Source organism: Rhizobium sp. SVR5-2C (assembly GCF_056755115.1).
In genome coordinates, this window is record NZ_JBNDHT010000064.1 from 12,670 (window position 1) to 36,106 (window position 23,437).

24 protein-coding genes and 11 pseudogenes are annotated in these 23,437 nt (G+C 57.9%); 18 read left to right on the forward strand and 17 right to left on the reverse strand.

The window, feature by feature from the left end:
• Positions 1 to 113: 113 nt before the first annotated feature.
• Entirely contained in the window at positions 114 to 539 is a 426-nt protein-coding gene (locus tag ACPYOI_RS18785; RefSeq protein WP_481418277.1) for a hypothetical protein, read from the reverse strand.
• 369 nt (positions 540 to 908) lie between these two features.
• On the opposite strand from ACPYOI_RS18785, the gene ACPYOI_RS18790 reads away from it, so the two are divergent.
• Positions 909 to 1,292 carry a hypothetical protein gene (locus tag ACPYOI_RS18790; RefSeq protein WP_481418278.1) on the forward strand — a complete coding sequence of 128 codons (384 nt, stop codon included), beginning with the start codon at positions 909 to 911 and terminating at the stop codon, positions 1,290 to 1,292.
• Positions 1,293 to 1,404: 112 nt separating this feature from the next.
• On the opposite strand, the gene ACPYOI_RS18795 is transcribed toward ACPYOI_RS18790, so the two are convergent.
• Both ACPYOI_RS18795 and ACPYOI_RS18800 read right to left on the reverse strand, forming a co-directional pair.
• Positions 1,405 to 1,752, reverse strand: coding sequence for a hypothetical protein (locus ACPYOI_RS18795; protein ID WP_481418279.1), 348 nt, complete (start codon positions 1,750 to 1,752; stop codon positions 1,405 to 1,407).
• Between the two features lie 333 nt (positions 1,753 to 2,085).
• Positions 2,086 to 2,436 (reverse strand): hypothetical protein, encoded by a 351-nt coding sequence (locus ACPYOI_RS18800; RefSeq protein ID WP_481418280.1) that lies wholly within the window; start codon positions 2,434 to 2,436, stop codon positions 2,086 to 2,088.
• A gap of 481 nt (positions 2,437 to 2,917) precedes the next feature.
• On the opposite strand from ACPYOI_RS18800, the gene ACPYOI_RS18805 reads away from it, so the two are divergent.
• From ACPYOI_RS18805 to ACPYOI_RS18830, 6 genes are all read left to right on the forward strand, one after another.
• A complete protein-coding gene (locus tag ACPYOI_RS18805; RefSeq protein WP_481423164.1) occupies positions 2,918 to 3,193 on the forward strand; it encodes a hypothetical protein in 276 nt (91 codons plus the stop codon).
• Positions 3,190 to 3,405: an ATPase inhibitor subunit zeta gene (locus ACPYOI_RS18810; RefSeq protein ID WP_481418282.1), complete on the forward strand. Its 216-nt coding sequence runs from the start codon at positions 3,190 to 3,192 to the stop codon at positions 3,403 to 3,405. The genes ACPYOI_RS18805 and ACPYOI_RS18810 overlap by 4 nt, the downstream gene beginning before the upstream one ends.
• Complete coding sequence (locus ACPYOI_RS18815) at positions 3,399 to 3,521, forward strand: hypothetical protein (protein WP_481418283.1); 123 nt, start codon at positions 3,399 to 3,401, stop codon at positions 3,519 to 3,521. The genes ACPYOI_RS18810 and ACPYOI_RS18815 overlap by 7 nt, the downstream gene beginning before the upstream one ends.
• Before the next feature lie 328 nt (positions 3,522 to 3,849).
• The gene (locus ACPYOI_RS18820) at positions 3,850 to 4,152 is read left to right on the forward strand and encodes a hypothetical protein (protein ID WP_481418284.1); all 303 of its coding nucleotides are present in this window, start codon (positions 3,850 to 3,852) and stop codon (positions 4,150 to 4,152) included.
• A gap of 178 nt (positions 4,153 to 4,330) precedes the next feature.
• Positions 4,331 to 4,591, forward strand: coding sequence for a hypothetical protein (locus ACPYOI_RS18825; protein ID WP_481418285.1), 261 nt, complete (start codon positions 4,331 to 4,333; stop codon positions 4,589 to 4,591).
• Between the two features lie 66 nt (positions 4,592 to 4,657).
• Positions 4,658 to 4,960: a hypothetical protein gene (locus ACPYOI_RS18830; protein ID WP_481423165.1), complete on the forward strand. Its 303-nt coding sequence runs from the start codon at positions 4,658 to 4,660 to the stop codon at positions 4,958 to 4,960.
• Positions 4,961 to 5,450: 490 nt separating this feature from the next.
• Here ACPYOI_RS18830 and ACPYOI_RS18835 read toward each other — a convergent pair.
• The 5 genes and pseudogenes from ACPYOI_RS18835 to ACPYOI_RS18855 all read right to left on the reverse strand — a co-directional run bounded on the left by ACPYOI_RS18835 (position 5,451) and on the right by ACPYOI_RS18855 (position 9,490).
• Positions 5,451 to 6,111: pseudogene (locus tag ACPYOI_RS18835) on the reverse strand (IS6 family transposase).
• A 136-nt stretch (positions 6,112 to 6,247) separates the two neighbouring features.
• Positions 6,248 to 7,462: an adenylate/guanylate cyclase domain-containing protein gene (locus ACPYOI_RS18840; protein ID WP_481418287.1), complete on the reverse strand. Its 1,215-nt coding sequence runs from the start codon at positions 7,460 to 7,462 to the stop codon at positions 6,248 to 6,250.
• Between the two features lie 404 nt (positions 7,463 to 7,866).
• Positions 7,867 to 8,406: an amidohydrolase family protein gene (locus ACPYOI_RS18845; protein WP_481418307.1), complete on the reverse strand. Its 540-nt coding sequence runs from the start codon at positions 8,404 to 8,406 to the stop codon at positions 7,867 to 7,869.
• A pseudogene (locus ACPYOI_RS18850) lies at positions 8,400 to 8,732 on the reverse strand (amidohydrolase family protein); the annotation flags it as partial. The gene ACPYOI_RS18845 and the pseudogene ACPYOI_RS18850, both read right to left, overlap by 7 nt.
• A gap of 35 nt (positions 8,733 to 8,767) precedes the next feature.
• Complete coding sequence (locus tag ACPYOI_RS18855; protein WP_481418288.1) at positions 8,768 to 9,490, reverse strand: cupin domain-containing protein; 723 nt, start codon at positions 9,488 to 9,490, stop codon at positions 8,768 to 8,770.
• A 99-nt stretch (positions 9,491 to 9,589) separates the two neighbouring features.
• On the opposite strand from ACPYOI_RS18855, the pseudogene ACPYOI_RS18860 reads away from it, so the two are divergent.
• Positions 9,590 to 10,555, forward strand: a pseudogene (locus tag ACPYOI_RS18860) (IS5 family transposase).
• 191 nt (positions 10,556 to 10,746) lie between these two features.
• On the opposite strand, the gene ACPYOI_RS18865 reads toward ACPYOI_RS18860, so the two are convergent.
• Entirely contained in the window at positions 10,747 to 12,534 is a 1,788-nt protein-coding gene (locus ACPYOI_RS18865; RefSeq protein WP_481418289.1) for a thiamine pyrophosphate-requiring protein, read from the reverse strand.
• A 187-nt stretch (positions 12,535 to 12,721) separates the two neighbouring features.
• Here ACPYOI_RS18865 and ACPYOI_RS18870 point away from each other — a divergent pair.
• A pseudogene (locus tag ACPYOI_RS18870) lies at positions 12,722 to 13,043 on the forward strand (plasmid stabilization protein).
• 43 nt (positions 13,044 to 13,086) lie between these two features.
• Positions 13,087 to 13,316, forward strand: a pseudogene (locus ACPYOI_RS18875) (DUF3175 domain-containing protein); the annotation flags it as partial.
• On the opposite strand, the pseudogene ACPYOI_RS18880 reads toward ACPYOI_RS18875, so the two are convergent.
• Positions 13,226 to 13,509 (reverse strand): annotated as a pseudogene (locus tag ACPYOI_RS18880) (OB-fold nucleic acid binding domain-containing protein); the annotation flags it as partial. The pseudogenes ACPYOI_RS18875 and ACPYOI_RS18880 overlap by 91 nt on opposite strands.
• A gap of 1 nt (position 13,510) precedes the next feature.
• Here ACPYOI_RS18880 and xth point away from each other — a divergent pair.
• From xth to ACPYOI_RS18895, 3 genes and pseudogenes are all read left to right on the forward strand, one after another.
• Positions 13,511 to 14,193, forward strand: a pseudogene (gene xth / locus ACPYOI_RS18885) (exodeoxyribonuclease III); the annotation flags it as partial.
• Positions 14,194 to 14,280: 87 nt separating this feature from the next.
• Positions 14,281 to 14,526 (forward strand): hypothetical protein, encoded by a 246-nt coding sequence (locus tag ACPYOI_RS18890; RefSeq protein WP_481418290.1) that lies wholly within the window; start codon positions 14,281 to 14,283, stop codon positions 14,524 to 14,526.
• A gap of 12 nt (positions 14,527 to 14,538) precedes the next feature.
• Positions 14,539 to 14,691, forward strand: coding sequence for a hypothetical protein (locus ACPYOI_RS18895; RefSeq protein ID WP_481418291.1), 153 nt, complete (start codon positions 14,539 to 14,541; stop codon positions 14,689 to 14,691).
• 424 nt (positions 14,692 to 15,115) lie between these two features.
• Here ACPYOI_RS18895 and ACPYOI_RS18900 read toward each other — a convergent pair.
• Positions 15,116 to 15,319 (reverse strand): annotated as a pseudogene (locus ACPYOI_RS18900) (alpha/beta fold hydrolase); the annotation flags it as partial.
• Positions 15,320 to 15,359: 40 nt separating this feature from the next.
• Positions 15,360 to 16,253: an SDR family oxidoreductase gene (locus tag ACPYOI_RS18905; RefSeq protein WP_481418292.1), complete on the reverse strand. Its 894-nt coding sequence runs from the start codon at positions 16,251 to 16,253 to the stop codon at positions 15,360 to 15,362.
• A 145-nt stretch (positions 16,254 to 16,398) separates the two neighbouring features.
• On the opposite strand from ACPYOI_RS18905, the gene ACPYOI_RS18910 reads away from it, so the two are divergent.
• Positions 16,399 to 16,716: a plasmid stabilization protein gene (locus ACPYOI_RS18910; RefSeq protein ID WP_481418293.1), complete on the forward strand. Its 318-nt coding sequence runs from the start codon at positions 16,399 to 16,401 to the stop codon at positions 16,714 to 16,716.
• Here ACPYOI_RS18910 and ACPYOI_RS18915 read toward each other — a convergent pair.
• The 4 genes and pseudogenes from ACPYOI_RS18915 to ACPYOI_RS18930 all read right to left on the reverse strand — a co-directional run bounded on the left by ACPYOI_RS18915 (position 16,713) and on the right by ACPYOI_RS18930 (position 18,456).
• Positions 16,713 to 17,129 (reverse strand): alpha-ketoglutarate-dependent dioxygenase AlkB, encoded by a 417-nt coding sequence (locus ACPYOI_RS18915; RefSeq protein WP_481423167.1) that lies wholly within the window; start codon positions 17,127 to 17,129, stop codon positions 16,713 to 16,715. The genes ACPYOI_RS18910 and ACPYOI_RS18915 overlap by 4 nt on opposite strands.
• A gap of 3 nt (positions 17,130 to 17,132) precedes the next feature.
• Entirely contained in the window at positions 17,133 to 17,444 is a 312-nt protein-coding gene (locus tag ACPYOI_RS18920) for a DUF982 domain-containing protein (protein WP_481423166.1), read from the reverse strand.
• Between the two features lie 396 nt (positions 17,445 to 17,840).
• Positions 17,841 to 18,130, reverse strand: a pseudogene (locus ACPYOI_RS18925) (hypothetical protein).
• A 95-nt stretch (positions 18,131 to 18,225) separates the two neighbouring features.
• Positions 18,226 to 18,456 carry an aspartate-semialdehyde dehydrogenase gene (locus tag ACPYOI_RS18930; RefSeq protein ID WP_481418294.1) on the reverse strand — a complete coding sequence of 77 codons (231 nt, stop codon included), beginning with the start codon at positions 18,454 to 18,456 and terminating at the stop codon, positions 18,226 to 18,228.
• 268 nt (positions 18,457 to 18,724) lie between these two features.
• Between ACPYOI_RS18930 and ACPYOI_RS18935 the strand changes: the two are divergent.
• From ACPYOI_RS18935 to ACPYOI_RS18950, 4 genes and pseudogenes are all read left to right on the forward strand, one after another.
• A pseudogene (locus ACPYOI_RS18935) lies at positions 18,725 to 18,808 on the forward strand (co-chaperone GroES); the annotation flags it as partial.
• Positions 18,809 to 19,179: 371 nt separating this feature from the next.
• Positions 19,180 to 19,602 carry a hypothetical protein gene (locus ACPYOI_RS18940; RefSeq protein WP_481418295.1) on the forward strand — a complete coding sequence of 141 codons (423 nt, stop codon included), beginning with the start codon at positions 19,180 to 19,182 and terminating at the stop codon, positions 19,600 to 19,602.
• Positions 19,603 to 19,684: 82 nt separating this feature from the next.
• Complete coding sequence (locus ACPYOI_RS18945) at positions 19,685 to 20,779, forward strand: glycosyltransferase family 4 protein (protein ID WP_481418296.1); 1,095 nt, start codon at positions 19,685 to 19,687, stop codon at positions 20,777 to 20,779.
• A 9-nt stretch (positions 20,780 to 20,788) separates the two neighbouring features.
• Positions 20,789 to 22,993, forward strand: a complete 2,205-nt coding sequence (locus ACPYOI_RS18950; protein WP_481418297.1) for an amylo-alpha-1,6-glucosidase — start codon at positions 20,789 to 20,791, stop codon at positions 22,991 to 22,993.
• A gap of 40 nt (positions 22,994 to 23,033) precedes the next feature.
• Here the strand turns inward: ACPYOI_RS18950 and ACPYOI_RS18955 are convergent.
• Positions 23,034 to 23,260, reverse strand: a pseudogene (locus ACPYOI_RS18955) (hypothetical protein).
• Positions 23,261 to 23,437: the final 177 nt, after the last annotated feature.

Sequence of the window (23,437 nt, forward strand, 5' to 3'; positions counted from 1 at the left end):
GATGCGGCGCAGGTGGTTACAAGCTGCGATATCCCCCGTCTTCGTGCTTGAATCGACCGATCTGGTTCTGTGCCTTGAAGTAGGCTTTTCTCCAAAGCGTGAAGTGCACAGGATCATTCTTGGGATTGTAGGGGTTGTCCCCTAGGTACATGCCGGTCTTGGGCGCCAGCGAACCCGTGTGTGGCTTGCCAGTGGCTTGCTTCGCTTTCCTCGGCCATTATTGTGGAAGCCTCCTTGGGCCGCAGTACCGTACGACGGAGTTCTGTCGGAAGACCTTGGATCGCATAGCGACGAAGTGGACCGGCGTAAGCAGCGGCCTCTTTCTTGGGTTTCCCGAAGTGTCGATCAAGCTGGATAGTAAAGTCGGCGGGAGCCGTCATTCCCTCTCGAAAGAGGCGGATCATCAGCTTGGTTGCGAGATTGAAGCGCCGAGGCTGTGTAAGAAGTATATCGTCGGTATAGCCGGCATCGCTCAAAACGCCATGCAGCATGTTCATATTGTCGTCAGTCAGATTTTGCGTGGAAATTTCGGAAGACATCACGTCCTCCTTTGGTTAGGGTTAGGGGCCTCTGACCCCCCTTGAAAGCAGCGCCCGTTCACAAACTGCTTCCGACATGAATATGGGCAGTAGGTGTCGGCGGCACAAGGCCTTCCGGGCAGCTGCACAAGTTCCAACTGTCCGTCGGCCGCTACCGCTAATGCTGAGGGCTTCAGTGTCGCTTCACCGCCGAACTGCATGATGAGCACCGCCTCCCTTAAGGTGAGCTCGTCCGCGGCGTCATCAATGGCTGCTGCCGAATGAGGTTGCTCTGTGGTCGCAACGAGCGCAAGGTAAGACATCAGCAGTCACTGTACGGGCCCTGCTGCTTGGGGGCGTGAAACCCTAGCCCCAACAAAGGAGGACGCGATGTCTTCCGCCACCAATCAGTTCTTCGATGTCGCCAACTCAAGAATGCTGGATCGCATTTTGCGAAAAGCCGGCTTTCGCGGAGGCGAAATATACGCGATCGACGATCGTGAGATCAACACGACCAGTTTCCTCATTCAATGCTTCCAGATGGGGATCATTGACGAGACCGCACTGAAATCCGCACTGAAAATTCATCTCGCAACGCAGCTGAGCTCAGGCCCGCTTCCCTTAGCCAGGGAAGACGGTTCACTTGCCAGATGGCAGGACGATGGTGGCGCTTCGCTGAAACCATACAGGATTGCCCGATATACGGCAAAACACAGCAGCGCACCATTGCGACCGGAAGGCCATCGTTTTCCGAAAGCCACGCTGCCGGAATGATCGAAATATGCCGCCCTTCCGGGCGAACAGGGCAGGTCCTCGGCACTGACGTCCCTCAACAGTAGGCCCGGGCAATGCAACCCCCTGGTTATTGCGTTTGTCCCGGATCAAGCTATTTCAGACTACGGCCGAGATCCGGGCCCGATTGCCGTCGCGCTTCCTTCGCGATGATCTCGTTCCTTAGGGTTTGCTGCGCCACCTTGAGCTGCCTCATTGTAGGAAGCCGCTCGTGAGGGGCGGCCACGCTTTTTTCCTCGCCTCGGTCTTCCGTTGACGCTTGTTCGGCGACGGCCGCTCTGTCGGATATGTCAGCCTCCTGCCGGCGCAAAGCAGTTCGAGCTTCGCGAGCTTGCACGATCAACTCTTTCGTGGTCGGGCCAGTTGGCGGCTGTTTTTCGATTGCGTTGCTTTGCCTGCTTCTAGTGAAAACTGCTGGCTTGGTTATGTCATCCTTGGGCATGGGTACTTTCATCCTTCCTGTGCCTCTCGATCGGAATCCCACTGGCAATCCGAGCTTCCAATGACCGTCGGCCACGGTCGGAGCCAATGGCAGTATCGTCGGGGATTTCCTCCTTCCGGCCGTGCCAGGCACAACAGTGAATAGGTCGCATTAAGCAACGTTGGCCAAGCGTTGGCATCCCATCGGATTGCAAAGAGGAAGTCGCAAAGGTGCGCGCGGTGTCATTTCTTCAACAGGCTCGTCGGGTTGGCGGCGACCTGCAGATCCGGTTATCGCTGGCAGTTCGGAGCGGGCGCTACGACGCTCGTCGCTGTGTGCTTTCCGCTTCCGGCCTCAGCCAGCGCTACCGAGCGCAATCTGACACGCCTGTGCAAGATCTGAGTTGGGCTCGCTGCTCCCAAGCGGTGTTGCCCAGCCTGCCTTTTTAATAACATCGCTGCGGCCGTATGTGCTGGCTGCCTTCAGCTCGGCCATGATCTTTGCCGATGCCGGATCCGCCTTTGCACGTTCGAGGCAATACGGTGTTAACGCCGCGGCAATCGCTGAGGTTCGCTCGATTCCGGCTGCTCTTTGGGCACCGTTAGTGGTCATCCACCCGCCCCACGAGAAGCCCACGACCGCAAGGGCTGCCGCACCGCACGCCGCACCCCAGAGGGCAGGACGAATCCAAGTCATATGTTCCATGACCATATCCAATCTTTGGAAGAGCACGCACTGTCGCGTGGAATTATCAATAATAACACACGAAAGGGATGGAAATTCCGAATATTATTATATTCCTTCTAACATGTTGAATTTGGCTAATACTATTTTTTTCTCCTCAAGGAGATAATATATCGTGACCTCATTGGTCTTCGTTAGGTTTTAAGGTTCGGCGCGCCAAATCAAAATTATAGCCTGACCCACCGCAATTGAGATGTGTTTTGAAGTTCTTTTCGGGGGCCGCATGCCCAGCTGCTTTGCCCGTCCTAATCGCGACCCAATTAGGGCGTAATGATAATCGGTCGTCGTTTGGCCGCTATGGCTTTCCGCGGTGTCAGAGACCCTTGACCCGCCATCCTCCCGAATTCCGATGGGCAACGCCCGGTGCTGCTAGCCGGATGACGCGGTTAACCCGCTTTCCGTCAGCCAGTAGTGAGACCGCTTTCATTCGGAGATTATCGCCATGTCAACGCGCACAACGAATACCATCGTTCACTTCTCTCAACCTTTTGAACTGCCGGATATCGATGGAATCCATCCGGCAGGTGATTACAAGATTGTACAGGATGAGGAATTGATCGAAGGGCTTTCACAACTGGCCTATCAGCGTGTCGCAACGTTCATTCATCTGCCGTCGATTTCTGACGGCAGCCGCATGCGGCAATTCGTCAGAATAGATCCTACTCTTCTCGAACATTTATTGAGCGCGACGCCTTCACACGGGGAGCACGCATCATGAACGCATTGGAAAAGAACTCACTGGAAAAGCGAAAAAGAGCGCTGGAGGAAAAGTACTTCCTGGATGCCGAAATGGCGTTCAAGGTGAACTCTCGTCGAGACCGGCTTCTGGCCCAATGGGTGTCCGAAATGATAGCATTACCGATGTCGAAGCCTAAGTCGCCGAAATCATCGACGTTCGCTTCACAGCAGCGGGAGACGAGGGCGTGGTAGCAAAAATCCTCGCGGATGTTAGATCTGGAGGTAAGGTTTTGGACGAGAACGAGCTTCGAGACCGGATGGACAAGCTGATGGCGAGTGCAATAGAAGCAATCGCCGTTCGCCCTTGAGATGCCTGGTTCCTAAGCCGGCTGATGCGCGTTCACGCTGCGCGGCTTGATCAATGGTGCGCGAACCTGCCGCAGCGGGCGACTTTAAGATCCGTATGGTGCGCGAGAGCCTTGTTTAAAACCCATTGCGGGCGCATGGTGTCGTATCGGCAGCATTTGAAGCGGGCGCTGCCGCAAGAGGGTTCTGCCCTTCGCCCCAATCAAAGGAGGACGTGATGTCTTCCATAATCAATCATCTTCGCGACTACGGCTACGACGCAGCGATAAGAACGCTGGTCGTGCTGAGCTTCGCCGTCGGTCTCTATGTGATCCTGGAGGGCTGGCTGCGGTGACGATTTTCTCTCTTGGCGGAGCACGCACCATAAGCAGCGAACGCTCGACACTGCGGCGAGTTCTCAAGCGCGCCGACTACGCCACATCCGATATGCAAGCCGCAGAAGGGCCAGAACATCACGAGGAAGTGGTGATCATTCGCCGTATCGAGGCGGGCACCATCTCGTTGAAGGGCTACCCCGCCTCAATATCGCGCCAGAAACGGGCAGATCCGGATGCACTTGCATCTTGGGAGAATGAAGGAGGAGCAACCGGTGCGGCTGTGGAAGTTCCAAAAAGCAACGGAGAGCCCCAATGATTTGGCGCAGCGACCTTGTCAGCATGGATCGATTCCACAGAAACTTATCCAGCCCGGACCAAACGATTGTTCGTTCCAAGGCTACTACGGCGGAAGAGAAAGTTGACCGGAATGAAAAGACTTCCCGGCTTCGCCGCGAACGTTTGTCGCGCCAGCGTCAAGCCTTTCCGAGCCCGCCATGAGAACAACCGAAACCGAGATCAAATTTGCGGATCCGTTCGTCATCGGATCCCTGGTTGCGCCCTTGGCGGCTGGGATGTACCGGCTCAGCATGGATGAAGAGCTGATCGATGGGACCTCGTTTGTCGCTTACAGAAAGGTCGCCGCTTATCTCGTACTACCATCAATCGAAACACCTGCCGTTAGACGACAACAGTTGCAAGTCTCCCACGCGGAGATTGACGCCGCGCTGCTGAATGACAAGAAGATCGCCCGATAGCCCTTCCCAAACTGGCCCTACGGCTCTCGGGCGTTGCTACGCCAGAACATCTGGGAGGAACGTGCCATGGGTGAAGCCGATCGCTACTTCTGGAAGCTGCCGAAACGCCGCCGACATTCATATGATCTTGACTTAGCCGGAGATCCGGCTTTCATCTCGGCATCTGCTGTATCCCTCTCCACCTCAGCACTTTTTGCATCACTCATGATGCATCTCGAGCAGAAGGGCATTTTGTCCGCCGAGGACCAGCGGGAAATCTATGAACTCGCGGTGGACTTCCTGGAAACCGATGAATACGACGCCGGGGCGACGGAGCTGGGGCGCGCAGTTATCGAAAAGCAGTTTCGACCGCGTCGGAAGGCGTCCTAGCACCTTTGGACTAGTTGGCTGTGGTTTGGTCTCTTGGCATTCTGCTACCAGGGACACACAGACCGTGGTTCTAATACCACAGGGGCTGCCCTGTGGTATTAGGTGCGACAGGGCCCGCCTTTGAACTCTTTGGGACGGCCCTGGTCGTACGCCAGCATTAGCTCCGCCGCGCCAATTTTCGTTGAGTGCTCTTCCCGGATGCGGTCTAGCTCGGTCATTCTTGCGCTCCATGATCAAAGTTATTTCAGGTGAGGAAACGAACTATGGCGCAAAGCGATGACCAGGGCCCGGAGTGGTTTTTTCGTTGGGTCGGCTATCACGACGCCAACAGGGGAATGGCTCGGTTCCTTGGAGCTGTTGTCGCTTTTATCATTGTGTTTGGCACCCTCTTGTGGTCGATCTGGCCAATCTGATGAGGCACGCCGAATGGCTTGGTGGGGTAGCGTCGCCTTAACTTGCGTAGGGTACAGAATGGTCAGGAGGGACCGGCTTACGCAGCGATTGACAAAGTTAATTCGCGCCAGGTGGCCATGGCGGCGGTTCGCAGTTTGCGATGTTCAGCGGTGCTCGTCCGGTTGCGGTGATGATGGAAGAGATTGGAAATCGGGCCGTGGATGGAGCCGAAGCGCTGGCATTGTCGTGCCGACTTGAACCGCATCATGCCTCGCTCCCGTCGTCGCACAGCCAGATGCGAGTTCTCCGCGCGGTTGTTGAGACCCTTGCAAACGATGCTCGACGCCCGGCATCAACGTCTTCTTTGCTGCAGAATAGGAGCGGAGCTTGTCGGTGATCATGACACGCGGCGTGACGCCCTGGCCCTTCAGCAGCTTGCGCATCAGCCGAAGAGCCGCTTTCCTGTTTCGGCGGCTTTGGATCGGAGCATCGAGAACGGAGCCATCGGCATCAACGGCGCGCCAGAGCCAGTATTTCCTTCCCTTGATGGCAACGACCATTTCGTCGAGATGCCACTTGTCGGCAAAACTGCCCCTGGATCGACGTCGGAGGGAACGAGCATATTCGCGGCCAAACTTGGAAGCCCACTCCGATACTGTTTGAAACGAGACTTCGATGCCGCGCTCGGCAAGCAGACCTTCGACGTGGCGCAGGCTCAGCGGAAATCGATAGTACAGCCACACCGCATGGGCGATGATCTCGGCAGGAAAGCGTGACGTTTATAGCCACGAGGCATGAGATCGGTCAGCGGAAGCTTGGTCATGCCAGCAACTACCACCGCAACCGTTAAGGCGACGCTTCTGGTCGATCTCCGGCTGCAAGCGGCCAACCCTGCTATTCTTGCATTCCGAAAACGCTTACCGGCGCCTCCAAGCCCCTGAGAGAATGTGACCCAAGATCAACAAATTGCTTCGATGCGCATGCTATTTTGACGAACTCGGATGAAAGCAGCACCGGCCGTTTGATCACTTTAGTCAGTTCCTCCAGCCGCGACGCCACATTGACCGCAGGGCCGATGGCGGTGAAATCCAGACGCTTCCGCGAGCCGATATTACCGTACATAACATCGCCTACATGGACGCCAATCCCGTACCTCAGTTCCGGTTTCCCGCTTTCCGCAAGTTTAGCATTCAGGACGCTCATCCGCTCTCTACCGTCGTAAATCGCCTGAAGCAGGTCTGCACACGCGTTAGGGTTGCTGAGCGGGAAGATGGCCAGGAGACCGTCGCCCATGAATTTCAATATTTCACCTCCGCGAACCTCGACGGGTTCGCATAAGGCGTCAAAGTATCCATTGAGGATGTCGATGACATCGTCACGGGGCCATAGGTCGGATAGCGCGGTGAAATCGCGCAAGTCGCAGATCATAATAGCAGCGTTCACAGTCTTGCCACTACCACGCGTTGTTGCTCCCGCAAGGATTTCCGCGCTCGCGTGTGGTCCTACATAAGTTTCCAGGAGCGTGCGGGCCATCGCGTTCTTCATCCGGATTTCGCTAGCCAAAGCAAGCGCAGGCAACAGATCCATGAGATAGGCTATCTCATATTCGGAGAAGCCACCCTCTTGCTTGGTTGCGAAAGTCACAACATGCCGTCTTCCCAATGTATGCTCGATCGGCCAGGCCACATAGTCGGTGAAGCCGTCCCGCTGAAGCTCTTCGAAAAGCGGATATCGGACGAGATCGCTGTCACCGGCATGAAGGTGTTGTCGGACCACTGATGCGCCATCATATATTTCCGTAGCTGGTCGACGGAGAAACAGTTCAGTAGTGTCGACGTCGTAATCGAAGGTGTCGATATTCGCTTCTCCGATACCCGGCAGCCAAAGGATACGGGCACCTTGCCATTGTGGGTGCTGTATTCTCAGATGAAGCGATGACCTGGCTACTGGTATCCCCGCGGCTACCAAACGTTCACACATTTCGACAAGTAGATTATCAAGGAAACGCTGCGAACTCGTTTCGTTCATGAGCCAGTCAAGGACTGGTCGTCGTTCACGGGGCCATGTGCCAATGCTCTCAGGTGACGGGAAATGCGAAATGATAGTCATCAGAATCCTCCGAGGCACGCACTTTAAGCCCGTTGCGAAGGACGGGGAAGACGATATCGTCGACATTGTGAAGCCGGGCCATCGTCGAGTGAAGTAAATTAACAGCGCTTTCGCAGAACAAGACAATTGTCGGCACCGGCCCTTTTTGGGGCGTCCGCATAGCGTTCCGCTAGCAAGATCCGATAACTGCGTTCATCAACGGTTACAACCTCTCGCCGTCAGCCGACGTCCCCACGCTTGCCTTGATAAAGCGCGGCTTTCAATAGTCCAGCTAGCCAATCCGACGCTAATCGCGTTGAGCCAGAGCTTCGGCGAGTGGTGACTTGCGCGTGTTGCGGACACTGTGCTCTCACCGTGTGCGGATGCTAGCTATCAACGGCACTGATATTGTGACTGCCTCGCGGCTAACTGCACCAATAAAGGGTCGTTGGGTTCTCAACAAGAATACGCTGTTCGATGCCGCGATCATTGATCCAACTGCGGAAGAGGCCCAACAGATCTTTCATTTCAGGTTGCCGGGCAGGATAGCGGACGAAGGGAAAGTCCGATGCCCAAACTAGCCTGCGATTTTCAGCCATGATGAAGGCGTCATGGAATGGCCGCACCTCGGCAAAAGAGGCATCACCGAACTGCCGCCGACATACCGCGAGCTTGATCCAGACCTTTCCATCAGAAACCAAATCCAGCAAACGCTGAAAGTCTCTATGTTCGACGCCGAGTGAAACATCGAAGCCGCCCATATGATCGAGCACGATCGGAATCCGGCAGGCCTCGATGCGAGACCATTCGGAGAGAACGGTCGCGAGCGGAGCCCAAATCTCTGCATGCATATCAAGCTGTGCAAGTTTCGGCGCCAAGCGTTCGAATAGCTGCTCCAGCGGGATGGTACCGGGTATTCTCGATTGGTCGACAAGTCGGGTTTCGACAAAACGAAGCCCGCGTATCCGGCTTCCTTCATGCTCGCGAGGTCTTCGATGCTTGTGGAGCCATCTGCGACCGCGATACCCCTGGCTTGGTCTTTAAGCTGCTGCAACGTCGCCGTTAGCAGCGAGAGATCTTGTCCGTAAGGTATCGGCTGTACAAATATGAAGCGCCTGATACCCTCGCCCCGCGCGGTCTCCCGTAAGCTGGATAGCGGCGCGTATGGCGGCTCATAAGTCGCGGTATTTGCAAAAGGATACGCGCTGACCAAGTCGAAGACATGGACGTGACAGTCACATATATCCATACCGGACATTCGGTCGCGGATCGCTGCTTCCCTGCTCATCATTCAGCCTCGTATTCAACTGATGTTCCTGTGCCTCTTCACGGGATCGTTGTCGAAGTGTCGACATAGTCGGCGGCGTTGTGAACCCACCCTTTTTCGATAAAATCGCGGCGGGCCGGCGCAAACACGTCTATCAGGATGTGGTCACCGGCGCCGACGCCTTCACTGGTGTGAAGAAGCCGTGGCGGTATGATGAGCATGCTGTCGGCTGAGGCCGAGATATGCCGATCATCCTGCCAATTTGTTGCGTCGGCGTCCCAGGGCGCTCGGGTGTGATGAACAAACTCTCCCCTTATCGCAAGCGACCCTTGCTCAAAGTCTTCATGTGCATGAGGTGAGAACTTTGTACGATCTCGGGGGCCGGAATATTCGACCCAGTTGATGCTCATCGTGGCGCTCTGGAAAAATTTCAGCCGAGGATTTCCGGGCGGGAACGGAACGTCGTCCACGGCGAAAATCCGGATGACATCGGCCGCCTTGCCGATCGGCCGCATAGGCTCGCCAAGTGCTGCGACAAGGGCGTCGGCCTCATTGTAGAGCGTCGCGTTCAAGACTTCGCCTGAAACAGAAGGCTCGCGGCCGGTGGTCAAGGCGTAGACACGCCCCGTGCCGGGTGCGATCAGGTCGTACCGTCCCGCCGGAAGAATGGCGATGGAGCAGTCGGGTACGTTCGTGCGTATGCCGTCGATCGACGCTACGATGCCCCCCTCAGCGCAGATCAGGATCGTCTCGTGCGCGCTGGACTTTGGTGCACGGATCAAATTTCAACATTTTCCATCTAAGCGGCTGCGACCGACACCAGCGTGAATGAACCGGCATGCCGCATAAACAACGCCTCCCGCCGACATCGCATCGGCAAAATGAAATTCAAAGTGGCGAACTGGCGGGAGTATGAAGCGGATCTTCGCCGTCGCGGCAGCTTAACCCTGGGGTTGACGCCGGAGGCGCTGTCGGGTTGAGCTGCACCGCGTCGAACGACACGCGGTGGTCAGCGGCATTACTCTGATCTCGCCATCGAGACGACCTTGATGTTGGGCATAGCGTTCGGACTGCGGCTGCGCCAAAGCGAAGGGCTTTTGAGTTCGGTGCTTGCGCTGATGGGATTGGATCTGCCCGTGCCCGATCACACGACCCTCAGCCGACGGGCAAGAACCTGGAAACCATCTGACAAACGACGGGTTGAGCCAGATGCTCCACTTCACGTGCTGGTCGACAGCACCGGGCTGAAGATCTATGGCGCAGGCCAATGGCTTGAAGAAAAGCATGGTGCCAAGTCCCGCCGTGGCTGGCGCAAGTTGCATCTGGCGCTTGATGCCGACAGTGGCGAAATCATTGCGCATGCGTTGACTGATCAGGACACCAGCGATGCCTCGCAGGTGGCGCCGTTGCTCGACCAGATCGACGATGAGATTGGCCGGTTCACCGCCGATGGCGCCTATGATGGGGATCCAACCTACAACGCTGTCCTGCGCCACAGTACTGAAGCAAAGATCGTCATTCCACCGCGCGCAACGGCCGTGGCAAGACAGGAGGCTGAGCCGGTAAACCAACGGGATTGTCATGTCGCATCAATCCAGGCCGATGGTCGGCTAAAATGGCAGGCCTCCACCGGCTATGGCAAACGGGCTTTGATTGAAACGGCAATGAGTCGATACAAGGAGATCATCGGGCGTCGCCTGCGGGCACGTTCTTGCCCCACTCAACTGACAGAGGTGGCCATCGGCGTCGCCGTTCTCAACCGAATGCTCGCCTGCGGACGCCCGGAATCCGTCCGCGGCAAAGCGAAAGCAAACCTGTCTGAAGAGAAAACGCAAGAGATGTTCTGATGCCCGAAGCCGTTGTCCACAGGTGAGGCGTTCTCACTTTGGAGATTTCTGCTATCGTCCGCCAATTACGAGGAGTAGGCGCCTGGTTGCAGCGCGTTTGGTTCCGGACGGTTTTTATAGGGCGAAGTCGTCTATGTATTTCGAGGGGCGGACGACCGTCGTCCTCCAACCCTGTCCGCCGTGACGCTCGATTATTCGTGCTTCCCTGGCAGGACTGAACTCAACACCTGCCGCACTGTGCCGCGAATGACACCTTTCTCGTTGGGATCGCCCTTCATCAGCGTCGTCGTGAGTTTCTTGACCTGCTCGAACGTGAGATGCGGCGGTATAGGCGGGACCTCGGGGTCGGTTTTGACCTCGAGCAGAACGGGGCGGTCGGAGGCAAGCGCGTCGTCCCAGGCGGGTCCCAGGTTTTCCGGGCGATCGACAAACAGGCCCTTGAGACCGATGAGCTCGGCAAACCGATGGTAAGGCACATTTGGAATGCTTTGCGAGGCCTCGAACTTGGGATCCCCCTCCATGACCCGCTGCTCCCACGTCACCTGGTTGAGGTCTTCGTTGTTGAAGACGCAGATGATGAAGCGGCGATCGGCCCAATCCCGCCAATATCTGGTGACGGTGATCAGCTCAGCCATGTTGTTCATCTGCATGGCGCCGTCGCCGACGAGCCCGACGACGGGGCGGTCAGGGTGGGCGTATTTGGCGGCGATGGCGTAGGGAACCGCGGCACCCATCGATGCCAGTCCGCCCGAGAGCGATGCCATCATCCCGGCCCTTATCTTGATATCGCGGGCATACCAGTTCGCGCAGGAACCGGAATCGCTGGTCAGAATGACATTGTCCGGCAGCCTGGACGATAGCTCCCATGCGACCAGTTGCGGATTGACGGGATTGGCTTCGGCATGGGCGCGTTTGTCGAGGAGCTTCCACCACGCAGAAACGTTCTTTTCGACGGTGTGACGCCACTTGCCGTCTTTTTGTTCGATCATCGGCAGTAGCGCCTTCAGCGTTTCCGCAGCATCCCCGACGAGATTGACGTCCATGGGATATCGAAGCGACAGCATGCCAGCCTGAATGTCGATCTGCACAGCCTTCGCCTGTCCTTCCTCGGGCAGGAACTCTGAGTAGGGAAACCCGGAGCCGATCATCAACAGCGTGTCACAGTCAAGCATCAGATCCCAGGAGGGTTCGGTTCCGAGCAGGCCGATCGACCCGGTAACCCAGGGCAGCGCGTCTGGAAGAACGGCCTTGCCAAGCAGCGCTTTCGCGACCCCTGCGCCAAGCCGATCGGCAACAGCGATCACCTCGTCGGTTGCGCCGAGTGCGCCGGCGCCAACCAGGATGGCAACCTTCTCGCCGGCGTTGAGAACATCGGCCGCGGCCTGTAGATCCTCCTCATATGGGAGGACCTTGGGTGCCCGATAGCCAAAGCCGGAATGAACGGTCCCGTGAACGCGCTCCGGCTCCTCATAGGGCAGCTCCTGCAGGTCATTGGGCAGGATGAGCGCGGTCACCGTGCGGTTAGCCAGTGCGATCCGCACCGCACGATCGATGAGATGACGGACCTGCGCCGGTGTGGACGCTTGATGGACGAAGTCACCGGCGACATCTTTGAATAAGGCGGCGAGATCGACTTCCTGCTGGTAATGCCCACCGAGTGCACCGCGCGCCTGCTGCCCGACGATTGCCAGAAGCGGCTGATGATCTGCCCGGGCATCGTACATGCCGGTCACCAGATGTGCGGCGCCAGGCCCTGACGTTGCGATGCAGACGCCGAGTTCGCCAGAGAACTTTGCGTAGGCAGAGGCCATGAAAGCGGCCATCTCCTCGTGACGTGCTTGGATGAATTCGATCTTGTCGCTGGCCCTGTTCAACGCTCCGAACACGCCGTTGATGCCGTCACCGGGATAACCGAACATGCGGCGGACGCCCCAGGCGTTAAGACGGGCAACAATGAAATCACCGACGGTCTGCGTCATGGAAAATGCCTCTCGATAGGTAGTCACGGTATGTGCCAACAAACCCCTGCTGCCCGCCTTGGTTCCGCTTGCGAGAAAGGGCCGGCCAAAACGCCGCAAGCCGGCGATGCGGCTGAACATGGGATCAGCCGCTCGATGTTCAAATTGGCCTCGGAAGTTTGATCCACATCAGCTGGGGAGATGTTCCATGTACCAAGGTGACAAATCTGCCTATACCGACAAGCAAAAGCGCAAGGCGGAACATATCGAGGGAAGGCTACGAAGATCGTGGCGTTTCCGAAAAAGAGGCCGAGCGCCGTGCCTGGGCCACCGTCAACAAGGAAAGCGGTGGCGGAAAGAAGTCTGGCTCCGGCCGCGGCCATACCGAAAACCATGCCTCATTCGAAAAGGGTGGACGCAACGGAGGTGCTGCGGCTGCATCGCGAACCAAGGAAGAGCGTTTTGCTTCGGCAAAAAAGGCGGCTGCGACACGGAAGAGCAACGAACGTCACGCACATCATTCAGCCTGACATAGCGTCGTCACCGATGCGCTGTTCCTTGAGGAGGCCTCCCATGCCGAAAAAGAAATCAAAGAAGTGGTCGCAGGACGTGACCGACAATAGCGATTAGACCTCGAGGGCGGCCTCTTCAAACAACGCAGCCCCAAGATCGCGGATTCGCTTAACATTCCGCCGATGTCGATGCTGACCTTCTACATCAATCGATCCGGCAAGCAGCTGTCCAAATCCCGTCTGGCGACACTTGACCGTGCAAAGGGCGAATTGCGCAAGGACTTCGGCAGGACGACCTCCCCTTCCCGCTGGATCCGGCCATTGATCGCCATCATCCAGGATCCGAGGACGATTCGCCGGCGTTTTTCAAAGGCCAGATGACGAGATTGGCCGGCCCGGACTCGTCCTCGATCGTAATGAACATGACACCTTTTGCCGATCCCGGCTTTTGCCGAACCAATACAAGTCCGGCGGTATAGACCCATGTCTGCCTTCAGGAACTGAAGGCGCCTGACGAGAAGTTTCCCCACCGCGAGATCGAGCGCGCCGGGTACGGCGCCATCTGGCACGGTCAGAAGTCCTGGACCGGCGTGGCGATCCTCGCCCGCGATCAGGAGCCGCGGGAAACGCGGCGCGGGCTGCCAGACGATCAACAGTCACAGCCGCTATATCGAGGCCGCCATCGACGGCATCGTCATCGGCTGCCTCTATTTGCCAAAGGGTAATCCAGCGCCCGGGCCGAAGTTCGATTATAAACTTCGCTGGTTCGAGCGCCTGCATTCCTAGCCGCCGAGCTGTTCGAACTCGATGTGCCTGTCGCCCTGGTCGGCGATTCAACGTCATGCCGACAGACCTCGACGTCTACGCGCCCGAGCGTTGGCGCGAGGATGCCCTGTTCCGCCCGGAGGTCCGGGCCGCGTACGCCGAGCTCATTGCCATGGGGTGGGCGGATGCCATCCGGCTGCTGCATCCCGAAGACCGGATCTACACGTTCTGGAGGTATTTCCGCAACGCCTTCGCCCGAGACGCCGGCCTTCGCATCGACCATTTCCTGCTCAGCCCGTCACCGCGCGAACGGCTGTTAGCATGCGGCGTCGATAAGTTTGCGCGTGCATGGGAGCACACCAGCGACCATGCCCCGGTGTGGATTGAACTGGATGACGGATAACATATCTCAAACGAGACGCGCCGCGATCATCACCAGGCGCCTCGGCCTTGCGACGGTGTCTGCGGACGAAATCAGAGGAGTGACGTAATGCCCGCTCAACAAGAATTCGACGCCGCAGATTTCGCGGATCGTCTGGCAGCGATGACGGACGAGGAAGTATTCGCCCTGATGGAGAAGCTCGAAGAGACAAGCGAGAGCATTCGTCCCGAAGATCGCAACGAAAGCGATGTCTTCGCTCAGATCGCCATGGTCGAGACCGCCATTGAGGATCGATTCCCCGGCCAGCTTCTGGCGCCATATAAGGACTGGCAGCAGCGGCGGACAGATATCTGAGGAGCGTTCATCGTGACAGAAAGACCCGACAACGCCGAACGATTGTTTCAGCATCTCGATGATCTTGTCGTCGAGATCATCAACCGGTTTGCGAGTGAAGGTAACGGAAAGGTAACGGTGATCGAGACCTCAGGAGGTCATCGCAAAGCGGCGACTTGCCTATGACCGCGATCCCGATCCAGCCGAAGACGAGGTCGAGGAGCCATCGAACGACTGGCCGTTAGCCGACACGACCGTGACGCGATCGGAAGGTTAGCGCACATGCTGCAAGCCAGCAATCGTCTTGACCCACGAAAAACATAAAGAGCCTTACCCGGACACAGCGGGAAGCAATGACAGTGATCGCCTTTTTCAGACGCCATCGAAAGGTGGCAATAGGCAGGCTCGTGGGTGACAAGCGGCTCTTGGAGAAAGTCGTTGAGCGCCTGGAAATGATGGAGCTGGTGGAACAGAATTTTATCGGAGGTCAGCCAAGGCTGCAGCTGACGATCGAGCCATCGAGGCAAAACTTCGGTAGTCTTTTCACGAAGGCTGGACTTGTCCCACCGGGCGCAATTCTCGGACTGCGTCCGCAACGTCGTGGGTGCTTCTCCGCCGACAGGAAGCGGGTCGCGCCGTAGCCGCGAAGGAACGGTACGATGCAGCGGTGCCCTGAGGCGGCGAGATTGCTTGCCACCTCGTCATCCGCATGCGCGTCCTAGGAGAATCCATGAAGCAGGATCGTCGGGACACCTTCTGCCGGGCCGAGTTCGAAGTATGCAATATCGAGCACACCAGCGCGCACGTGCTTCAAATCTGGATCCTTAAACATGGTTATCCTGCAGGCCGATTAATCATGCAACGCCCTTGCCGCCGGTAACGCCGTACACCTCGCCGTTGATGAAGCTGGCTTCCTGCGAGGCGAGGAGCACGAAGACAGGAGCAAGTTCGACAGGCTGGCCGGGTCGACCAAAGTCGCTGTCCTTGCCGAAGTTCTTCACCTTCTCGTCAGGCTGACCGCCGCTTGGCTGAAGCACCGTCCAGACGGGGCCGGGTGCCACGACATTGGCGCGGATGCCGCGCTCGATCAACTGCTTGGCGAGCGCCTTGGTATAGGCCACGATACCCGCCTTCGTCGTCGCGTAATCGAGCAGGATCGGCGACGGCTGATAGGCCTGGATGGAGGCGGTCGTAATCACAGCGGATCCTGCCGGCATATGCGGCACGGCGGCTTGGGCAATCCAATGCAGCGCGTAGAGGTTGGTCTTCATGGTCTTGTCGAAATCGTCCGTCGACAGCTCCTCGATGTTCTCGCGGTATTGTTGACGGCCGGCATTGATCACCAGGATGTCGAGGCCGCCCAGATCAGACATGGCCTTTTCGACCAGCTCACGGCACCACGCCTCTTCCTTGATGTCGCCGGGAAGCGCGACTGCCTTTCGGCCCTCCGCCTCGATCAACCGGATCACCTCTTTCGCATCCGCTTCCTCTTCCGGAAGGTAAGAGATCGCGACATCCGCACCTTCGCGGGCAAAAGCGATCGCCGCGGCGCGGCCGATCCCGGAATCGCCGCCGGTGACGAGCGCCTTCCGAGCTTGGAGCTTGCCGGAGCCCCGATAGCTTTCTTCGCCGTGGTCCGGTGCGGGGTCCATCTTGCGGGCAAGCCCGGGAGCGGCTTGCGGCTGGTCGGGGAACGGAGGCGCGGGATATAAGTTGCGTGGGTCGTTCAGAGAGGCTTTGTCGTTCATCATCACACCAAGTTCTGTTTTGGGCTGATTGGATCGTGGCAATTCGCGAACGCGGCTTGGGGATGTTTGTTCCTGGATCGCAACGCCGGGGAACTATCCGCGCAAGGATTCGTTCGTTTTGATCATCAACCAAGGAGGAAGCATCATGCCCCGAGGTGACAAATCGAAATACACGGACAAGCAGGAACGTAAGGCAGATCACATCGCCGAAAGCTATGAGGACCGCGGCGTTTCGGAGAAAGAGGCCGAGCGTCGCGCCTGGGCGACCGTCAACAAGGACGACGGCGGCGGCAAGAAGGCCGGCGGATCCGGGCAAGGAAAGCATACCGGTCACCCCGCCGCCCATAAGGGTGGCGAGAAGGGTGGAAAGGCCGCTGCATCTCGATCTGCTGCCGATCGCTCGGCATCGGCGAAGAAGGCTGCAGCAACCCGGAAACGCAATGCAGAACACGCGCATCATTAGATTGCCGTGCTGACACCGGGGCCCGTCGCTGGCACCTCTCGATCAGCCGATATCCCGGTGATCGAATAGCGAAGCTGATCGACAGGCGGGATGGAATGCTCCCATTCGCTACGCGCAGGTTCCGAGAGCACGTGGGCAGAGCCGGGTTCGGCAATCACCGAGATGCGCTCCCATCGCTCTCCGGCACCGCGCGTAAGCCTGAAGGTGCAGGGCGACAACAGAGAAACCCCGACAATCCGCCCGAAGACCTTTTTGTCTCGGTGCCAGCCGATCGGCGCACCGGGTGCATATTCGGTGATGAGAGCCTGCTGCAGTTTATCCGGCGCGATGCCGGCAACGGTGCGGCTGCTGGTGTTTTGTGCGGTGCGGCGGAAGGCCCGCCTCCAAAAGAGGCGAGCCCGAAGGCTTATCAGCGACTATATGGACGCTATTCGCACGGCGCGCGGCGGCTGCGGCTTCCGCGCCATCTTCCAGGCTGCCACGACGGCCGGCATCCCCGCCTCGAGACAAGCCGCCATGAACGCCTCCAGGGCAATGACGGCGGGCACGATACCGTTCAGCGCTCCACGGCAAGTTTTTACGGCGCGCTCGTGACGCTCACCGTGGCGCAGAGGCCATTCGTTTTCCAAAAAGTCGAGCGCGTCATAAACGCCTGTGAACGTGCGCTCCAATCCGCACTGCAGTCGGATCGTCGCCGGAGGGGTCCATGGAACATCATTGAGCGGCATTTTCTTCCTCCTTCCAATGCCACGAGTCTTCTCCTCGGAATGATATTGTAAGAGCAAGCCGCCGTTTCGTCTTCAGCGGCTGGTGGCAATCGATTTGGTTTTGGAAATTTCCGATTCAAGAGCTGCTGCGAGAAAAAATTGCTTGTTCTCGCAGACAAAAGGGTTTCCATGCTGCATGCAGCGGACAAATCGTCGGCTCCCCATTTTTCAAAGTCATCATCTCCGCATAGCCAAGAGGTGACAATGGATCCTAAGTCGATCCCGTTACATCGCCAGAAAGCGGGACGATGGAACGGGAGTATCCTCGACAGCCACACCGGCCGCCGAATTCGGCGGATAGTTCTCGATTAAAGCTTCGCGGTGGTCATTCCTTCATCACATACGGTCGGGGCAAGCTCAGTGCACGGCATGGCTGACCAAACGGAAAGGATGGACGGGTTGAACTGCGAGATCATGGCCGTCGCCTGCAGCAGCACGCGCTCGGCATTCTGCACATCGTCACGGGCCAGTTCGTCGGCATTGACGCGAATTGCCTGCGCCATGTTCGCCGAAAGTGCGGCGAAGTGGCGGTTGCCTTCGACATAGGCCTAGCGTGCGGTACCCTCCAGGGCACGCGCAATATCGGCAAAAACCTCTTCCCGTTCCTCAATGCTGAGGTCTTTGATAATTTTGATCTTCTCTTCCATATCGGTCTCACTCTGAACAGACGCGCGATGCTGACCGAGCTCATCAAGCCTCGGCGGCGAAAGAGCTAGGAAGAGAAAAATTCTGTTTCAAGACCTCAGTGAAGCCTGAACTCGCCCTCGACACGGCGCCATTCGTTCGGTCCCATCAGACGCTGATGGGTATAGCGGACGGAATGCAGCGGCCCGTCGAGGCTCTCCTGCCAGAAATCCAGGAACTTGTGCATCTCGGGAAAATCGGGAGCCAGATCGTAGTCCTGCCAGACATAGATCTGCAGAACGGATTCGAAATCTGACGCTCCAGATCCGATGAAAATTGCATGCTTCATCTCCGTTTCATGACACTCCGAAGGTGGCGCAAAATTTAGCCGCCATCAACGGATTTTTTTAACGCAGAACACCAGTTTGTTGTTCCTTTGTAGCAGGTTAGCAGCCATGTAGCGTGAGTGCTAATTTTTTGGTTCGCCCTCTTGAAATCGAAAAACCACAAAAATAAATTTTTCGCACGAACGCTCGAGTGAGGTTCGCACCCGCCCGGACTGGTCATCCGGTCCGGCTCGGGGATCAGCGTCATTTTTTTGTCCATTGGAGGAAAACATGTCGTTCCGACCGCTTCATGATCGCATTCTCGTCCGCCGGGTCGATTCCGAAGAAAAGACCAAAGGCGGCATCATCATGCCGATCCGGCCCTGCCCGCTGGCGCCGGCATGGACTACCAAGCTATCGAGACAGGCTCGCCTCACCGCCTGGGGCGAGCCACTTGCGGAGTATATATGAGCTTACCGTCGAAAGAAGAGGCCCGCCTGTGCGCCAGCGTCGTTAAAGGGATTGCCGGAGCAACAAGGATTACGGGCGACCCAACCTCTATCGGAGCGCTGACGACAACGGTCGCCAGACTGTTTAACAGGGGCGTGCGAGACCGCGACCTGCTTTTGTCAGAGGCGATGAGAAATCGCCGCCATACCGGTGGCTCGTGAAGAGCGTGGCGCGCTCCTTTGGCGAGCTGCGGAAAATGAACCCAGGTACCATCGATTTATCTATGGAGCCAGAAGATGAGAGAGGACATCAATAACCGTAAAACCAACTACGGCGCCGCAGCAGCGCTGAGCGCCGGGCATCTGCTTCAGCCGGCCGAACATTTCGGTCACCCTCGTGACGTGCTTGCGGCCGACCACATTGGCGATGACGAGAAGCGAGCTATTCTCGCATCCTGGGCGTCCGACATCTTCGCCATCGAGTCCATTCCGGCTCTTCGTCTTTATCCTGGTACGGATAAAGCCGTCTCCTATGATGAGATCATTGAAGCGCTGAAAACCTTGGACAAGCACTATCAGCAATCTGGAGAGCAAGGCTCTGCCAGTTCTTTCAATGTCCGCAGAGCCCATCGCCGTAGACCAGAAATGCGCCGGTTTGGCGGCTTTGGCCTGTGCAACTACCGGAAAGGAGATCGCCGCCGCCTGCCGTTCGAGACATAACTGCGGCTAACCTACCGCGTGCCTATTGAGGACGCGGGCATGATTTTCGACGACTCTTTGCTCGATTGAGGAGGTTTTGCCGATGAAGATCGCTCAGATCGCACCACTCGCCGAAAGCGTTCCGCCCAAGCTTTATGGGGGAACGGAGCGCATTGTTTGCTATCTCACCGAAGAACTTGTCGCCCAAGGCCATGAGGTCACTCTTTTTGCCAGCGGCGACTCCGTCACCAACGCCAAGCTGGTGGCGTGCTCGGACGTCGCGCTCAGGCTCAACCCGGCTGTCAGGGATCACCTGCCGCATCAGGTCGTGATGCTGGAGGAGATCCGCCGGCGGGCGCACGAATTTGATGTGCTGCACTTCCATATCGATCTCCTGCATTTCCCGCTGATCGGAGACTTTGCCGATCGCACGGTCACGACGCTGCACGGCCGGCTCGACCTGCCGGACCTCAAGCCCTTCTACAAGGCTTTTCCCGATATTCCGCTTGTCTCGATCTCCAACGACCAGCGCCGCCCGATGCCGCCGGTCAACTGGTCGGGAACGGTCTACCATGGCCTACCGGTCGACCTGCTGCCATTCACTGAAAAACCCAAGGGCAAATATCTCGCCTTCCTCGGACGGATATCGCCGGAAAAGCGGCCGGATCGCGCCATTCAGATTGCTGCTAAAGCAGGGATGCCGCTGAAGATCGCTGCGAAGATTGACAATGCCGACAGGGCATACTGGGAAACGGTGATCGAGCCCCTGGTGAAGAGCCATCCAAACGTGGAATTCGTCGGCGAGATCAATGAACATCAGAAGGCGGAGTTTCTCGGCAATGCGGGTGCGCTACTCTTCCCGATCGACTGGCCAGAACCGTTCGGGCTGGTAATGATCGAGGCTATGGCATGCGGCACCCCCGTTATTGCGTTCGGCTGCGGTTCCGTGCCGGAAGTGGTCGACGCCGGTGCCTCCGGTATCATCGTCGATACAGTCAGCGAAGCCGTGGAAAACGTCGGATGGGCGCTGCGTATGGATCGTCGCAAGGTTCGTGAGACGTTCGAAAAGCGCTTTTCTGCAAAACGCATGGCGCGCGACTACCTCGATATCTACCGCTCCCTGCCAGGTGTTCGCACTCATGCGGCACGCATGCGCCGATCCAACGGGGCTGCTGCCGGCCTGCAGGTCGTCGCATAGGGAGAGGTCATGTCGAGCGCGATAACAAGCATTAACGGCACATCGGGGACGCCAGCGCAGTCGCCGCTTGCTCAGTTCTTCATTCCGGCCACCGCTTCGCTGCAGGAGCGGCGGCCGCGCACGCTGAAGCACGGCGATACCTTCGCTGTCTTCGACCACAACGGTGACGCGCTTTCCGGGCCCGGAAGCCCGGAAGGCCTCTTCCACCGCGATACCCGATATCTCTCACATCTCTATCTGACGATCAACGGCGAGCGACCGATGTTGTTGTCGTCGACACTGCGAGACGACAATGCCACACTGACATGCGATCTGACCAATCCTGATATCTTCGATGAGAAGGGCAAGTTCATGCTTGGCCATGATCTCATTCACATTCGCAGGACCCGACTTCTCTGGAACCAGTGTTGCCATGAACGCTTGGCGGTCAGGAACTATGACGACCGGCGGCAGCACGTTCGCATCGAAATCTCCTTCGGAGCCGATTTCGCAGATCTCTTCGAGGTTCGCGGCACCGCAAGAGCACGCAAAGGACGCCATCTTCCCGCCGTCATAGAGCGGGATTCGATCGTTCTTTCCTACACCGGCCTCGATGACCGGAAGCGATCCGCCCGCCTGTCCTTCGATCCACAACCCGACGACGTCCGCAGCGATCTTGTCGCCTACAATCTGCATCTTGAGCCGCATGAGACAAGATCGCTCTTCCTGCAAATTGGCTGCGACCAGACCGATGGCGACCCAAGCCATCGTTCCTTCTTCTTGGCGCTGCGCGATGCCCGCCGCGCGTTGCGCGCCTCTTCCTCGCGTGTCGTGTCTATCGCGACATCCAACGAGATCTTCAACGAAATGGCCCGTCGCAGTGTTTCGGACCTCTACATGCTGATCACCGATAAGCCGGAAGGACCATATCCCTATGCCGGTATTCCCTGGTTCAGCACAGTGTTCGGCCGTGACGCGCTGATCACCGCGCTTGAAACCCTTTGGTTCGATCCGTACATCGCCCGCGGCGTCCTTGGGCATGTGGCAGCCAATCAGGCGACCGAGATCGATCCCGCCTCCGATGCCGAGCCGGGCAAGATCCTGCACGAGGTGCGTTACGGCGAGATGGCCGAGCTTGGCGAGGTTCCCTTCCGGCGCTATTACGGCAGCATCGATTCGACGCCGCTGTTTGTGATGCTGGCCGGTGAATACCTCGGCCGGACCGGTGATCTATCGACCATCGACCGGCTGCTGCCACATATCGACGCGGCGCTGACATGGATAGACGAGCACGGCGACCGCGATGGTGACGGGTTTGTCGAATACGGGCGGCAGACGGACGAAGGCCTGATCAATCAAGCGTGGAAGGACAGTCACGACTCCGTCTTCCATGCGAACGGAACGCTTGCCCGAGGGCCGATTGCGATCGCTGAAGTCCAGGCTTATGTCTATGGCGCTTGGAAGGCCGCAGCGGACATCTTCCTCCGGCTTGGCCGGCTGGAACGGGCGGCAAAGTTCCTTGCGCGGGCTGAGGGCCTACGTCGTGCTTTCGATACGAGCTTCTTTGACGAGGCCCTCGGCACCTATGTGCTGGCGCTCGACGGAGACAAGCGACCCTGCCAGGTCCGATCCTCGAACGCCGGCCATGCGCTGTTTACCGGCATCGCCTATCCGGAACGAGCCGCACAGGTCTCCCGCACGCTGATGAGTGCCTCGTCTTTCTGTGGATGGGGCATCCGCACCGTGCCTTCCACTGAGATACGCTACAATCCCATGAGTTATCATAACGGTTCGATCTGGCCGCATGACAATGCCCTGATCGCCAGCGGCCTTGCCCGCTATGGCTACCGGACGGAAGCGGCGCGGATATTCGAGGGCCTGTTTGCCGCCTCGACCTATATCGACCTGCGCCGCCTTCCGGAACTCTTCTGCGGACTGCCGCGTCAGCGCGCACAGGGGCCGACCTTCTATCCGGTTGCATGCTCTCCACAGGCGTGGGCAGCCGCGGCGCCACTCTTCCTGCTACAATCCTGCGTGGGCCTCGCCTTCGATCCGAATGCCCTGCACATCAGTTTCAACCAGCCGCAATTGCCTTCTTTTCTTGACGAGGTGACCCTGCGGCGCCTGCAGATCGGCAATGGCGCCGCTGATGTCACCGTCCGCCGATCCGGTCGCCATGTCGTGGTCGACGTCATCGATCGCCGAGGCGACGTTCGGGTGCTGACGACGGTATAGGCGAGGCAACCCCTCAAGGAGGCAGGGGCGCCTGCCTTAGCTATTCCAACTCCTCCTCGTCCGAAAACAACAGGTCAACCAGGGCGACGGTCCTGCCGATCGGCAGACGCCGCCCTTCGCCCATCAAGGCTTCGTCGTTGTTAGCCCACGCAAATGCCTCAGCGAGTTCAGCCTGCGTCGCACCTGTCGCCTGACCTCCGCCACCAGAATTTCATCGACAGGCCCAAGAATGGCGATGACGTCGTCTGAAGTCATTGTCGTAGCCATTTGCGCCTCTCTTTGCCTCGGCTCAAATATGGTGGCGTCTCGGAGAAATTCAATTTTTTCACCGAGGAAATTCACTCCCCTTGAAACACTAACTCCCTGAATTATATCAATATTGTTCGATTGCCCAATGGGAATCGACAAGTCCAGGAAGCGGCCAAGTGCTCTTGGCGTCTCCTT

Bases quoted from the DNA above. Each gene is read 5' to 3' on its own strand.
- ACPYOI_RS18785 (WP_481418277.1), bottom strand. From the start codon at position 539: ATGTCTTCCGAAATTTCCACGCAAAATCTGACTGACGACAATATGAAC.
- ACPYOI_RS18790 (WP_481418278.1), top strand. From the start codon at position 909: ATGTCTTCCGCCACCAATCAGTTCTTCGATGTCGCCAACTCAAGAATG.
- ACPYOI_RS18795 (WP_481418279.1), bottom strand. From the start codon at position 1,752: ATGCCCAAGGATGACATAACCAAGCCAGCAGTTTTCACTAGAAGCAGG.
- ACPYOI_RS18800 (WP_481418280.1), bottom strand. From the start codon at position 2,436: ATGGAACATATGACTTGGATTCGTCCTGCCCTCTGGGGTGCGGCGTGC.
- ACPYOI_RS18805 (WP_481423164.1), top strand. From the start codon at position 2,918: ATGTCAACGCGCACAACGAATACCATCGTTCACTTCTCTCAACCTTTT.
- ACPYOI_RS18810 (WP_481418282.1), top strand. From the start codon at position 3,190: ATGAACGCATTGGAAAAGAACTCACTGGAAAAGCGAAAAAGAGCGCTG.
- ACPYOI_RS18825 (WP_481418285.1), top strand. From the start codon at position 4,331: ATGAGAACAACCGAAACCGAGATCAAATTTGCGGATCCGTTCGTCATC.
- ACPYOI_RS18830 (WP_481423165.1), top strand. From the start codon at position 4,658: ATGGGTGAAGCCGATCGCTACTTCTGGAAGCTGCCGAAACGCCGCCGA.
- ACPYOI_RS18840 (WP_481418287.1), bottom strand. From the start codon at position 7,462: ATGACTATCATTTCGCATTTCCCGTCACCTGAGAGCATTGGCACATGG.
- ACPYOI_RS18865 (WP_481418289.1), bottom strand. From the start codon at position 12,534: ATGACGCAGACCGTCGGTGATTTCATTGTTGCCCGTCTTAACGCCTGG.
- ACPYOI_RS18890 (WP_481418290.1), top strand. From the start codon at position 14,281: ATGCCCGCTCAACAAGAATTCGACGCCGCAGATTTCGCGGATCGTCTG.
- ACPYOI_RS18905 (WP_481418292.1), bottom strand. From the start codon at position 16,253: ATGAACGACAAAGCCTCTCTGAACGACCCACGCAACTTATATCCCGCG.
- ACPYOI_RS18910 (WP_481418293.1), top strand. From the start codon at position 16,399: ATGCCCCGAGGTGACAAATCGAAATACACGGACAAGCAGGAACGTAAG.
- ACPYOI_RS18920 (WP_481423166.1), bottom strand. From the start codon at position 17,444: ATGCCGCTCAATGATGTTCCATGGACCCCTCCGGCGACGATCCGACTG.
- ACPYOI_RS18930 (WP_481418294.1), bottom strand. From the start codon at position 18,456: ATGAAGCATGCAATTTTCATCGGATCTGGAGCGTCAGATTTCGAATCC.
- ACPYOI_RS18940 (WP_481418295.1), top strand. From the start codon at position 19,180: ATGAGAGAGGACATCAATAACCGTAAAACCAACTACGGCGCCGCAGCA.
- ACPYOI_RS18945 (WP_481418296.1), top strand. From the start codon at position 19,685: ATGAAGATCGCTCAGATCGCACCACTCGCCGAAAGCGTTCCGCCCAAG.
- ACPYOI_RS18950 (WP_481418297.1), top strand. From the start codon at position 20,789: ATGTCGAGCGCGATAACAAGCATTAACGGCACATCGGGGACGCCAGCG.